Genomic DNA, 11,520 nt, shown 5'->3' with positions numbered 1-11,520 from the left:
TGCTATTGTCGCCGCTAACGCGGCTGGGACGGCTTACGCTGCGCTTCAGCCGCCCCAAAGCTTTGCGCAAGCTGGAGTTGCCTCACCCGAAAAGTGATACTATAGTGTCACTTTAGATTTGGAACAGGGTGAACCTATGAAAGTTGAGCTAGTGACGAACCTGAAGCGCCAAGCTACAAAGATTCTGGCAGATCTGCACTCGTCCAAAGAGCCCGTATTGATTACGGAGCATGGCCAGCCATCTGCATACCTTGTTGATGTACAAGATTATGAATTCATGCAGCGTCGGCTTGAGCTGCTTGAGGGGCTCTCTCGGGGAGAGCTTGCTGTACTTGAGGGAAGAACGTATAGCCAAAGTGAGGCCAAACAGAAAATGAGTAAATGGCTGAAATAATCTGGACAGAGCCCGCTCTTCAAGAACTGGATGCGATTGCTGAGTATATCGCTTTGGACAATCCTGCAGCCGCAAGTAAACTCGTTAAGGACGTTTTCGATAAGACCGAGCGCTTGGGAAATTTCCCCAAATCCGGGCGGAACCCTCCAGAGCTGCCGGATTCGGTATACAGGGAGGTAGTGGTTCCACCGTGTCGCATTTTTTATCGTGAGGATGAGCATCGAGTTCTCGTCCTTTATGTCATGCGAGAGGAGCGGCAGCTTCGTGCGTTCATGCTTGGAAACAGCTAACGATCCACGTCATGCGAAGCCTCCGGCACCTGCGACGCTGACAAGTTCGCGCGCTTGCGCGAGGCGTTATGTGCAGGGAGGAATTTGTGTTCCACAACATTAATTTTTTGCTTTTGCATTCTTCATGTTATCTGCATTATTTCAATTCACATTACACGGCAAGGAAAAGCATATGTCAGGGCCAGCGCAAAACGGTGTGTTAATCTACTCTGGCGATTTGCGCAACTTATCAGAGTTTTATGAGAAACTTTTTGATATGCGAGTTGTTCGCAAGACCAATGATTTTATTAGCTTGGAAACGAATGGTTTCAACTTAATCATTCATGTTCCATCATTCGATATGCCGACTAACGCGTTCAGCCCCATTAAGCTTTTTCTTACGGTAGGTGACATGGCGATGTCGAGAGAAAAAGCTGTTAAATTGGGTGGCAAGACATTCGAGGGGGAGTGGAGCAATCCTGTGTTTAAAGTATCAAATATTGCAGATCGTGACGGTAACCCTATTCAACTGCGTCAGTTTAACTAGCAAACGTCAACACGCCCCAATGAATAAAGTATTTGAAGGGAGAAATAACCCGGGTTCTAACATTTTTATGCATGGACGGGACGTTTCTATCGGCTATCGCAAATAACTATGGCAGCCCCGGAAAACGATTGATGTCATTTTTACGTATTTTAGGCTTAACTTCGCTGAGTATGGCGGCATTTGCGGGCAATTCATTGCTGTGTCGGGCTGCCTTGCTTCATACCAGCATTGATGCGGCCAGTTTCACCAGCATTCGGCTAGTTTCTGGTGCAGTAGTACTGCTGCTGTTGATCCGCTGCCGTCAGGGGGCGCCTGTCGTTGCAGGCAATTGGTTATCGGCCATGGCGCTATTTGTTTATGCCGCGGGCTTTTCTTTTGCTTATATTAGTTTGTCTGCTGCCACCGGCGCTTTGCTACTTTTTGGTGCTGTGCAGGCGACTATGATTGGTTATGGCATTTATGTAGGAGAGCGTTTTGGAAAATGGCAGTTTGTCGGGCTTCTGCTGGCACTCGGGGGACTGCTGATAATGCTGCTACCGGGGCTTTCGGCACCGCCGCTGCAAGGCGCGATACTGATGTTAAGTGCCGGGGTAGCCTGGGGCATTTATTCTTTTTATGGTAAGAGCGCTGGTGATCCTACCGGGGTAACAGCAGGTAATTTTCTGCGGGCGGTTCCTATCGCCTTAGCCATGAGCCTGTTCACTTTAAATTCGATAACACTTGATATGGCGGGTTTTGGCTATGCCGTTGCCTCGGGTGCCTTAATGTCCGGGCTGGGGTACGCCATCTGGTACAGGGTGCTACCAGCACTGCGGGCAACCAGCGCCGCAACGGTTCAGCTTAGCGTACCGGTGATTACGGCGCTGGGCGGTATTATTATCCTTAATGAGCCAGTCACCGTGCGCCTGCTTGTTGCTAGTGTGGCTATACTTGGCGGCATTGCACTGGTATTGAATAAGGAGAAACCCGGTGAAACGTGAGCAAATAACGCTGGTCTATGATGAAGAATGTCCGGCGTGTCATGCCTATTGTCAGGTGGTGAATATTCGGCGAAGTGTGGGCGATTTAATACTCGTTAATGCCCGGGAAGAGAGTGGCATTATGAATGAAATTACCGCTAAGGGTTTGGATATCGACCAGGGAATGGTGCTGAAAATAGGCGAACAACTCTACTTTGGTGCCGATGCCATTCATGCTTTGGCGTTAATTGGCAGCCGTTACGGCATCCTTAACCGGATAAACTACTGGCTTTTTAAATCAAAAACCGTGTCTGGGGTGCTTTATCCTGCTTTGCGATGCTGTCGCAACCTTTTATTAAAGATATTAGGAAAAACCAAGGTTAATAATTTAGGGTTGTCCGGTAACGACAAATTTTAAGCCGATGTTTATTTGACCGAGCCCATGCCAAGGCAATGATATCGCCTGATAAAAGTGGGCAAACGCATTAAAAAAAGGATGGACACTTTATGTTTACCATTAACACACTTAGAGTCATTGGACCGGTATTGTTGCTGCTATCTGCCGGCTGGCATAGTTCTGGGCATAGCGCTGCTGCACCGGCTTATCGCCACGCGGATGAGCCTATTGGCACGGTGCGTCAGTTGTATGATGGCAAGCTTTATCCCGACATCCGGGTAAATACGTTTCGTAACATTGACCGGCTGTTTCCAACCCGCACGGTAGCAAGGGGTGAGACGGTAAATACGTTACCGTTAAGCCAGCAGCCATTAACCGCCTTTAGCTACACCGTTGATAACCAACATTACGATTTATACGACGTGTTTTCGCTCAATGCCATCAGCGGCATGCTGATCATCCACAACGGCAAAATACAGTTTGAAAAATATCAACTGGGTAATGATGAACATACCCGCTGGATGTCGATGTCGGTGGTAAAGTCTATTACGGCAACACTGATTGGCGCAGCAATCCAGGATGGTGCCATTAACAGTATCGATGATCCGATAGTTAATTATTTACCGCGCTTTAAAGGCACCGCTTACGATGGCGTAACGGTAAAACATTTACTGCAAATGAGCTCGGGTGTGGCCTGGAATGAAACCTATACGGATCCGACATCTGACCGACGACGCATGCTCGAAGCACAAATTAGTCAGCAACCCGGTGCCGTACTCGATCTGATGGCGACACTGCCGCGGGCAGCACAGCCCGGTAGCCGTTGGAATTACAGCACCGGCGAAACGCAGTTGGCAGGGGCACTGGTGCGGGCAGCTACCGGCAAACCTGTTGCCGATTACCTGTCAGAAAAAATCTGGTCGAAGGGCATGGAAGCCGACGCGAACTGGTGGCTGCAATCTGCTGACGGTTTAGAAGTGGGCGGCAGTGGTTTATCGGCTACTTTGCGTGACTATGGCCGTTTTGGCTTGTTTCTGCTAAACGATGGGGTAATAAACGGCCAACGGGTATTGCCAAAAGGTTGGGTACAGACTGCCAGTACCCGGCAGGTTATTGCGGGTGAACAGGTGAATTATGGCTACATGTTATGGCCAATGCATGGCACCAGTTATGCTGCAGAGGGTATATTCGGCCAGTATGTTTTTGTTGATCCTGAGACCAACCTGGTGGTGGTAATGTGGAGTGCCCAGCCTAAACCCCTTTACCGAGCCGGGCTGGATGAATATACCTTCCTCAAGGCCTTGTCTGATTTTTACAGCAGTAAACGTGATGAATAACCACATGGGAACATTTACTTTTGGCTATATAGCAGCGCTGACATGGGGGGCATTTAGTATTTTCGCATTTTAGGATTTGTGTTCGGCCTGGTAACAGCTTACAACCAGGCTTGCCAAAGCATCCAGCTACCGGCTGCAATCATAAAAAGGTTTTCAGTTAATGACACAAAGCCCAGTGGCACTTTGCTGTTACCGCCTACACAAGCACATTTTAGTTCCCGCTTTTCAATATATACCGCTTTAAATACTGAAATGCCGCCGATAATACCGATAAATAGTGCTACGGGCGCTACTATAAACGCAGACAGCCCGGCCAGCATGCCGATACCCGCATACGCTTCAGCAAAAGGGTAGATATAGGCATACCTTACCCAGCGCTTTGCTAATATATCGTAACCTAAAAACTGATTGCTGAACGCTTCTACGTCCTGCAGTTTTTGCAGTGCCAGTAGCGCCATACTCAGGGCGACAAACTTTTCGAGCGTGGTTATCGACCATACTTCAGCGCCGCCTGCCCAGTTAAGGGCTAATGCCATTAACAGTGCGATGGCAAAAATAGCAATCACCGGCCGGTAGGCTGCGGCAACGCCATTACCGGGCCTGGTTTTATCAAAATAATCCAGTAACTGCTCGTAGCCACCAATCCTTTTATCATCAATAAAGGTTTGTGGCGTGGTTTTTACCTGATGCTGCTGCTTAAACGCTTCAATTTGCTGTCGGTTGCTAAGATGCTTATCGTTAACGTCATAACCCTGGCGCTGCAACAGCGCTTTTGATTTTATGCCAAATGGACAGGTGTGTTCCGGGGTTAACATCCGATAAAGGGTTGCTTGTTTGCTCATATAACCTCCGTTTCTCAGCTTATTAGTAACTTTAGTAGCTGGCAGCACCATTGCAACCTGGGCAAGTGCTTTGTCTTAAGGGGCGGGGTGGGTTTTAGCGATCGCAAATGTTGCTTCGAAGGTGCAGGGCAGGCTAAACTTAGCTATGAGTAATCCAGTAGCCACTATTATCCCCATCAGCACGGTAACGCCAGCAACGGTCAGTTGTGCTAATTGTCAGGCATGTTGTTGCCGCTTAGAAGTGATGATAATTTCTGACACCGGGGTGCCTGATTACCACATATCGACGGATCAGTGGGGTGGCCAAACCATGCTAAGGCTGGCCGATGGCTGGTGTTCTGCGTTAAATCGTGACACCTATCGCTGCACCATTTATGACCAGCGGCCCTGGGTTTGCCGCGAGTTTGCCATGGGGTCAGACGATTGTCTGACAGAGCGGGCAGAGTTTAATGTCGGACGTTCGCTTTAACAACGCGGCGGTACCGGTTGGCTTTTTTTGGAACCAACATTGCAAAATAAGCATTTTCTGTTTAGATTGGTTGGCATAATTAGCAACAGATGGCAGGGAATAACAATGAAAAAATGGTTAGGTGCCGCGGTGGCCGCGTTAATAGTAACTTTACCGGTTCAGGCAGAGACGCAGGATTATAAGCTGATAACCGTTGCGGGTTACCTGAATTTTTATCTGTTGAATATCAATGCGTGTCAGGACTTTCATCCAGAGGCGCGTCAGGCCGCATACGATGCGGAACAAAAGCTGTACCCGTGGCTGGAAAAACTGCACAGCAAACTGGGTGATGGTAAGCAGGTGTCGGAAATTGTACTGAAGCGCCGGGCAATGCTCAATTCGCAAATTGGTGAAGGTGATTTTACCTTGGACCACTGCCAGGCAATTATTAAAATATTAAATGAAGATGGTTTAGATAAAACCTTACTGGCAAATCTGGACTAATACTGGTGTAAGCGGCTACTATTGCCGGCTTAACAATAAGACCAACACTGCCGGCAATTTGCCGGCAGTGTTGTTTTGGCAGGATAATTCAGGAGCTGCGTTTGCCCCCGGCGTTGTTACGACTTCATCAGGCTGCCCTAACGATTGATGGCCAATCTATAGTGGCGCCACTTAGCTTCAGCGCAAATAAAGGTGATTTTATTGGCATAATCGGCCCCAATGGGGCCGGTAAAAGTAGCCTGTTAAAGCTGATTAATGGCACCCAGCCTTTAAGCTCCGGTGATATCGTGCTGCAGCAACGCTCGCTGGCGAAATTAAATGCCCGCCAGCGAGCCTGCAAAATTGCCAGTGTTAGCCAGGTAAGCCCGCCGGTGTTTGCGTTAACGGTGTATCAGGTGGCGGCGATGGGCTTATTACCGCACAAAGGCTGGTTCGACGGTAACACCAGCGAGGATGAACAACAAATAGCGCTGGCGTTACAGCAACTGGGGTTACAACACAAAGCAAAGGCGCTGGTGGAAACCCTGTCCGGTGGTGAACTGCAGCGGCTGTATCTGGCCCGGGCATTAGTGCAGCAAGCTGAGCTATTGCTGCTGGATGAGCCTACCAATCATCTTGATGTGTTGTATCAGCATCAGATTTTGCAGCTGAGCCGGGGCCTTGGCAAAACGGTGTTGGCCTGTTTGCACGATTTAAATTTAGCCGCGCGCTATTGTGACAAAATAGCCCTGTTACATCAGGGGCAGTTGCTGGCGTTTGGCAGCCCGGCCGAGGTATTAACGGCAGCGCAGCTTAGCCAGGTTTTTCAGCTGCCGTGTGAAGTCAGCCTGCACCCGGTACATGGGAAATTACAAATTACTTTTTTTGCCAGCGGGAGCGGGCTATGAAACAACCGCTTATTCTGGGGTTAATGCTGCTGGCGTTAATGTTAAGTGCTGTGCTGAGTTTAACGATTGGTACGGCCAGTTTAACCATTACAGAGGTATGGCAGGCGCTACTGGGCAGCCAGCAAAACGCGCTTGCCAGCACCATTGTCTGGCAGGTGCGGTTGCCGCGTTTGCTATGTGCCATGTTAGTGGGGGCTGGGCTGGCAATAGCCGGCGCGGTGCTGCAAAATGCCAGCCGTAACCCCCTGGCCGATCCCTATCTGTTTGGCTTGATGGCCGGTGCCGGCCTGGGGGCCAGCATTGCCAGTATTCTACTGCCACCCCATGTGTTAAGCCTGGCCTTAGCGGCTTTTCTGGGGGCACTATTTGCGGTTGCGCTGGTGTTTCTGGTGTGTATGGGCCGGCAATGGCGAAAAATAGAAATGACCTTACTGGCCGGCGTGGCGGTGTCGTTTATGCTCAGTGCGATCAGTAGCTTTATTTTGTATTTTGCAGAGCCTTTTGCCGCCAACAAAGTCATTTTCTGGCTGATGGGCAGTTTAAGCCGGACCAACTGGGGCAGTGTCGGTTTAATTGCGCCTGCGGTCTGCGTATTGTTGCTGGTTGCGCTGATGCTGCGCCGTCAGCTCGATGCCTTGCTGCTCAGTGACGAAAGTGCGCAGACGCTTGGCGTTAACCCAACCCGACTGCGCGTGATATTATTGCTGCTAACCGCTTTGGTAACAGCCTGTATTGTGGCGCAGTGCGGCGGTATTGCCTTTGTCGGTTTAATGATCCCACACCTTGTGCGTTATTTTGTCGGTGTGACGGCGATACCCTTGTTACTGGGCTGCACTGTGTTTGGTGCCTTGTTTCTGGTCTGGATTGACAACCTGGCCCGTAGTGCTCTGCTAAGCCAGGAGATCCCACTGGGTATCATTACCTCGGTACTTGGCAGTCTATTTTTTCTGGTGATTATGCGCCAACGCAGGAGTACAGCATAGCGATGTCTGATGATAATAAGTTTATTGAAAAGGATACGTCCGCTACCAACACGACGGATGAGCAAAACCGGCAACAACGGCACAAATTGCGCCAGCAGAAGCTGCAGCAACAGGTGCAGCAGGGTATTGCTAAAGCAACGGCTGAAAAAGGCCTGCTGCTGGTGATTACCGGCAATGGTAAAGGTAAATCCACATCAGGCTTTGGTACTGTCGCCCGGGCTGTTGGCCATGGCTTAACCGCAGCCGTGGTTCAGTTTATTAAAGGCAGCTGGGATTGCGGTGAGCGCAATTTGCTGGAACAACATCAGGTAGAATTTGCGGTGATGGCGACCGGTTTTACCTGGGATACTCAGGATAAAGCGGCTGATATTGCCGCCGCAGAAAAAGTCTGGCAGCGCGCGGAGCAAATGCTGGCTGATCCGGCCATTGATTTGGTATTGCTGGACGAGCTGACTTATATGGTCAGTTATCATTACATTGAGCTGGAGCGGATTGTCCGTGCCCTGCAAAACCGCCCGGCGGCGCAGCATGTGGTCATTACCGGCCGCTCTTGTCATCGCACGTTAATAGAGATGGCGGATACGGTTAGTGAAGTACAGGTGGTAAAACACGCATTTGATGCCGGTATTAAAGCACAGCGGGGCTTAGACTGGTGAAAGATCTACTGGTGAAGACCTGTTGTGTTTTCTCGGTATGGTATCTGGTGTTCTGTTTTAGCCAGGCAACGTTAGCTGCAGAGTCGGCCACACCCCAACCACAAGCCAAACCAAAGCAGCACGCTGAACCAAAGCAGCGGATTATTGCCCTGGCACCGCATATCACTGAGCTGCTGTATGCTATTGGTGCAGGCGAGCAACTGGTTGGGGTAAGTGCGTTTAGCGATTATCCGCAGGCGGCAAAAGTGTTGCCGCAGGTGGCGAATTATGCCGGAGTAAACCTTGAGGCTATCTTAGCGTTAAAACCCGATCTGGTGATTGCCTGGAAAACCGGTAACGTGGCAGCGGATATCAGCCGTTTACAACAGTTTGGTATTAATGTGGTGTACTCCGATCCGATCCAGATCAGTGATATCGCCAATGAGCTTCGTTATCTGGGCGATGTTACGGGCCACCAACAACAGGCCGAGGTAGTGGCAACCGATTTTGAGCGGCAACTGGCTGAAATTAAAGCCGAATATCGCAATAAGCCCCGGTTAAAGGTGTTTTTCAGTATGGGTACCGAGCCGCTTACTTCAGTAGCCAATCAGGCGTGGCCAGCGCAGGCCATGGCGCTGTGCGCGACCGACAATATTATTGCCAGTGCCAGCAACGATTATCCCCAGCCTGGCTTAGAGCAGGTATTGCAGGAGGCGCCCGAAGTGATTATTCAGGCCACAGCGGGCGCTACGCCCGCAGATACCCGTTTTTGGCAGGCTTATCCGGTGATCCCGGCCGTTGCACTGGGCCAATTTGTCACCGTCGATGCCGATTTGCTGTATCGGACCAGCCCCCGCACCTTAACCGGTATCCGGCAATTATGTCAGGGCCTTGATAGTTACCGTTAGCGAGGGCAGCATCATCAGTATGGTGCCTAGCTGCTAGCTGTTAATACTACTCATCAGGGTGTTGGCCCTGCGCATTAACCGCTCAGCATTTCGCACCTGATTGGTTTTTAACAGCTCCCCCGATAATGTCAGGTATTTGTCTGCCAATTGCCGTTTTAAGCCCTTAATTAAGCTGAAATCAGCCGGTAACTGGGCACTGTAGTGCTGATACTGTTCAAACACACTGTCAGTCTCCCGTGCTGAGCGGCTGAGGTTTAACTCTTCGCTAAGCCGTGCAAAGGTTTGCTGATAAAATACCGCGGCCTCCTGATGAGGGAAGGGCAGCGGCGTGGCAGTATCTTTAGCCGTGTGATAGGCCGCCATCGACGCGACGGCGCTTTGCAGCTGTTCGCCGTGGCGCAGCAAATCACGGGTTTGCTCACTGTCAGCAAAAATATGCTTACCGGCATTAATTAACGCATGTAGCGCCGGCGCATTATGCTCTTCGCTGGCCTTGGTAAAGGCAGTTTGGTAAGCGCTGATTTCAGCGTCGTCCGGCACCACAATATAGTTCTGATCTATCCGCTTCATCTCTTCAAGAATAGTATAAATATCGGTGTCATCGACTGTTGTCTGGTATTGCTGATTAACGAGCAGGCTACGCAGTTGGTTGCGCAGGACATCAAGTGCTGTTTGCTTGCTACGATACATACTATTGGCGATGCCCGCCAGATAATGCGAGTCAGGATATAAACGGCTGGCCTGATTAAGCAGCTGTTCAATCTGCGGATAATCCGGATAGTTAAAGCGTCGATCACTAATCACCTGATCAATTTGCTGCTCAAAGTACGCCAGCAGCTTGTCAGATTGTAAACGCAACAAACCAGAACGTATCAGGGGATCGGTGTTTTCAAGCGCTGAGAATGTGCTGAGAAACTCCGGGGCAGCAGTGCTAGCCAGTGCAAGGTAATGATCGTGCTGTTGTTGTTGCCTGGCTTGCTGTTGTTGCAGCGTCAGCAACTGTTGCTGCTGCTGACTATGTAATTGCCATACGCTGGTAGCAGCCAACAGTGCGACACCGGCTGCGGTTGCTGCTGGCCAGTAGCGCCGCTTCAGCCCCTCTAATACGCTGGTAACAGTGGTTTGGCGGCTATTGCTGTCAAAACGCAGCGCGCGTTTTAACGCCAGCCACTGCACCGGATTGAGATGAGCGGGTTTGTTAGGCTTTTTTTGTTGCTGGGCAGCTTTATCGGCCGGGATCCTCTCAAAAGGGTGCTTACTGGTTAACAGCTCATAGCTGATGCAGCCAAATGAAAAGGTGTCGTCACTTACCGAGGGGGCGTTGCCTGCGAGCAAATCGGTACTGGCGTAAGCAGGAGTATAGCCGCTTAGCGCAGCCGCCGGGTTATGTTGCTCAGCGGCATAAATATCATGATTAAGTTGCAGGGTATGAGCGACACCAAAATCCAGCACCTTTAACTGGCCACTGCGGTTAACCATAATGTTGGCCGGTTTTAAATCTGCATGGACGATACCTTTACTGTGGGCATAATTTAAGGCTGAACCTAATTGGTCCAGTAGTTTAATAGCGGCACGCAGGGGGAGGCCTTTTGGCTTATAGCGTTTTATTACCTGGTCCAGACTTTCACCATCCAGATATTCCATCACGATAAAGTAACAGTTCTGTTCACAGTCAACATCAAACACATTGACAATATTAGGATGGGACAACTGCTGGGTTTTGTGGGCTTCCTGTAGCAACAGTTGCAGCGCTTCTGGCTGGCTGACAAACTGTGGTTGCAATACTTTTATTGCTACCTGAGCTTCTGCAACGCCAGCCTCGGCTAAAAAAGTATCCCGGGCACGGTAGATGTCACTCATCCCGCCAGAACCAATTTTCGATTCCAGTAAATAGCGTTGTTTGATTGTTTTACCGCTTAAGTCGCTGCCCGGTGCTGTTGTCGCAGAGGGGCGGCGGGCAAAGCGGGTTTTCTCATTATCTGCTGCGAACGTGTCATCTGTAGCAAGTGTTGTATCAGGTTGAGTGGTTTTGTCAGCGATATCAGCCATTGTTTAGTTACCTTACTCGTTAATCTGCTGCGGTTGTGTGACGCATCAGTATTACTGCACACCCCACCTTTTTACATAAACGTGACAAATAGTTATAAATGCTGAATAAAAACTTCAGCCTTCTGCAATGTTAAGCACTGTCACGTTGTTTAATGCCTGGCCATTTTAGCTTTAGATGAAAAAACATCAAGTTAAATTACATTAATGTAAACAATATATGTATTGACTTGGTTTCTTTTTGGTTCTAACCTTTGCGCCTGCAACATTTGGTAAAATTAATGTGTATTAAATGGGTGCTTTCGGCAGGGAGTGTTAAGTGAGTCAGACGGATAGGTTACTCGAGCTGTCGGTGTTAAGTTAT

At 49.7% G+C, this 11,520-nt stretch carries 14 protein-coding genes; 12 read left to right on the top strand and 2 right to left on the bottom strand.

Features of this window, described 5'->3' with window-relative positions:
• The first annotated feature begins 136 nt into the window (after positions 1-136).
• The 6 genes from ABY802_RS13865 to ABY802_RS13840 all read left to right on the top strand — a co-directional run bounded on the left by ABY802_RS13865 (position 137) and on the right by ABY802_RS13840 (position 3,903).
• The gene (locus tag ABY802_RS13865; RefSeq protein ID WP_372627721.1) at positions 137-394 is read left to right on the top strand and encodes a type II toxin-antitoxin system Phd/YefM family antitoxin; all 258 of its coding nucleotides are present in this window, start codon (positions 137-139) and stop codon (positions 392-394) included.
• The gene (locus ABY802_RS13860) at positions 382-684 is read left to right on the top strand and encodes a type II toxin-antitoxin system RelE/ParE family toxin (protein WP_372627720.1); all 303 of its coding nucleotides are present in this window, start codon (positions 382-384) and stop codon (positions 682-684) included. The genes ABY802_RS13865 and ABY802_RS13860 overlap by 13 nt, the downstream gene beginning before the upstream one ends.
• A gap of 172 nt (positions 685-856) precedes the next feature.
• Positions 857-1,210, top strand: coding sequence for a hypothetical protein (locus tag ABY802_RS13855; protein ID WP_372627719.1), 354 nt, complete (start codon positions 857-859; stop codon positions 1,208-1,210).
• A 131-nt stretch (positions 1,211-1,341) separates the two neighbouring features.
• A complete protein-coding gene (locus tag ABY802_RS13850) occupies positions 1,342-2,190 on the top strand; it encodes a DMT family transporter (protein WP_372627718.1) in 849 nt (282 codons plus the stop codon).
• On the top strand, positions 2,180-2,587 hold the full coding sequence (locus tag ABY802_RS13845) for a DCC1-like thiol-disulfide oxidoreductase family protein (RefSeq protein ID WP_372627717.1): 408 nt from the start codon (positions 2,180-2,182) through the stop codon (positions 2,585-2,587). The genes ABY802_RS13850 and ABY802_RS13845 overlap by 11 nt, the downstream gene beginning before the upstream one ends.
• A gap of 89 nt (positions 2,588-2,676) precedes the next feature.
• A complete protein-coding gene (locus tag ABY802_RS13840; RefSeq protein WP_372627716.1) occupies positions 2,677-3,903 on the top strand; it encodes a serine hydrolase domain-containing protein in 1,227 nt (408 codons plus the stop codon).
• 98 nt (positions 3,904-4,001) lie between these two features.
• Here ABY802_RS13840 and ABY802_RS13835 read toward each other — a convergent pair whose 3' ends face one another.
• Positions 4,002-4,745, bottom strand: coding sequence for a MauE/DoxX family redox-associated membrane protein (locus ABY802_RS13835; RefSeq protein WP_372627715.1), 744 nt, complete (start codon positions 4,743-4,745; stop codon positions 4,002-4,004).
• 145 nt (positions 4,746-4,890) lie between these two features.
• Here ABY802_RS13835 and ABY802_RS13830 point away from each other — a divergent pair, with 145 nt between their 5' ends.
• The 6 genes from ABY802_RS13830 to ABY802_RS13805 all read left to right on the top strand — a co-directional run bounded on the left by ABY802_RS13830 (position 4,891) and on the right by ABY802_RS13805 (position 9,110).
• On the top strand, positions 4,891-5,214 hold the full coding sequence (locus tag ABY802_RS13830; protein ID WP_372627714.1) for a YkgJ family cysteine cluster protein: 324 nt from the start codon (positions 4,891-4,893) through the stop codon (positions 5,212-5,214).
• A gap of 105 nt (positions 5,215-5,319) precedes the next feature.
• Positions 5,320-5,697: a hypothetical protein gene (locus ABY802_RS13825; RefSeq protein ID WP_372627713.1), complete on the top strand. Its 378-nt coding sequence runs from the start codon at positions 5,320-5,322 to the stop codon at positions 5,695-5,697.
• 101 nt (positions 5,698-5,798) lie between these two features.
• The gene (locus ABY802_RS13820; protein WP_372627712.1) at positions 5,799-6,584 is read left to right on the top strand and encodes an ABC transporter ATP-binding protein; all 786 of its coding nucleotides are present in this window, start codon (positions 5,799-5,801) and stop codon (positions 6,582-6,584) included.
• A complete protein-coding gene (locus ABY802_RS13815) occupies positions 6,581-7,567 on the top strand; it encodes a FecCD family ABC transporter permease (RefSeq protein WP_372627711.1) in 987 nt (328 codons plus the stop codon). Before ABY802_RS13820 ends, ABY802_RS13815 begins: the two co-directional genes overlap by 4 nt.
• A gap of 2 nt (positions 7,568-7,569) precedes the next feature.
• Positions 7,570-8,223: a cob(I)yrinic acid a,c-diamide adenosyltransferase gene (gene cobO / locus ABY802_RS13810; protein WP_372627710.1), complete on the top strand. Its 654-nt coding sequence runs from the start codon at positions 7,570-7,572 to the stop codon at positions 8,221-8,223.
• Positions 8,220-9,110 (top strand): cobalamin-binding protein, encoded by an 891-nt coding sequence (locus ABY802_RS13805; RefSeq protein ID WP_372627709.1) that lies wholly within the window; start codon positions 8,220-8,222, stop codon positions 9,108-9,110. Before cobO ends, ABY802_RS13805 begins: the two co-directional genes overlap by 4 nt.
• 33 nt (positions 9,111-9,143) lie before the next feature.
• On the opposite strand, the gene ABY802_RS13800 is transcribed toward ABY802_RS13805, so the two are convergent.
• Positions 9,144-11,159 carry a serine/threonine-protein kinase gene (locus ABY802_RS13800; RefSeq protein WP_372627708.1) on the bottom strand — a complete coding sequence of 672 codons (2,016 nt, stop codon included), beginning with the start codon at positions 11,157-11,159 and terminating at the stop codon, positions 9,144-9,146.
• Positions 11,160-11,520: the final 361 nt, after the last annotated feature.

The sequence above is a fragment of the Arsukibacterium sp. genome (genome assembly GCF_041616895.1).
In the GTDB taxonomy this organism is placed as follows: domain Bacteria; phylum Pseudomonadota; class Gammaproteobacteria; order Enterobacterales; family Alteromonadaceae; genus Alishewanella.
Note: the sequence above shows the minus strand (reverse complement) of the source record. Positions and strands in the feature narration are given on the sequence as shown.

What these genes read in the sequence shown, in the direction of transcription:
- ABY802_RS13865 (WP_372627721.1), top strand. Translation starts at nt 137, where the DNA reads ATGAAAGTTGAGCTAGTGACGAACCTGAAGCGCCAAGCTACAAAGATT.
- ABY802_RS13860 (WP_372627720.1), top strand. Translation starts at nt 382, where the DNA reads ATGGCTGAAATAATCTGGACAGAGCCCGCTCTTCAAGAACTGGATGCG.
- ABY802_RS13855 (WP_372627719.1), top strand. Translation starts at nt 857, where the DNA reads ATGTCAGGGCCAGCGCAAAACGGTGTGTTAATCTACTCTGGCGATTTG.
- ABY802_RS13850 (WP_372627718.1), top strand. Translation starts at nt 1,342, where the DNA reads ATGTCATTTTTACGTATTTTAGGCTTAACTTCGCTGAGTATGGCGGCA.
- ABY802_RS13840 (WP_372627716.1), top strand. Translation starts at nt 2,677, where the DNA reads ATGTTTACCATTAACACACTTAGAGTCATTGGACCGGTATTGTTGCTG.
- ABY802_RS13835 (WP_372627715.1), bottom strand. Translation starts at nt 4,745, where the DNA reads ATGAGCAAACAAGCAACCCTTTATCGGATGTTAACCCCGGAACACACC.
- ABY802_RS13830 (WP_372627714.1), top strand. Translation starts at nt 4,891, where the DNA reads ATGAGTAATCCAGTAGCCACTATTATCCCCATCAGCACGGTAACGCCA.
- ABY802_RS13825 (WP_372627713.1), top strand. Translation starts at nt 5,320, where the DNA reads ATGAAAAAATGGTTAGGTGCCGCGGTGGCCGCGTTAATAGTAACTTTA.
- ABY802_RS13815 (WP_372627711.1), top strand. Translation starts at nt 6,581, where the DNA reads ATGAAACAACCGCTTATTCTGGGGTTAATGCTGCTGGCGTTAATGTTA.
- cobO (WP_372627710.1), top strand. Translation starts at nt 7,570, where the DNA reads ATGTCTGATGATAATAAGTTTATTGAAAAGGATACGTCCGCTACCAAC.
- ABY802_RS13800 (WP_372627708.1), bottom strand. Translation starts at nt 11,159, where the DNA reads ATGGCTGATATCGCTGACAAAACCACTCAACCTGATACAACACTTGCT.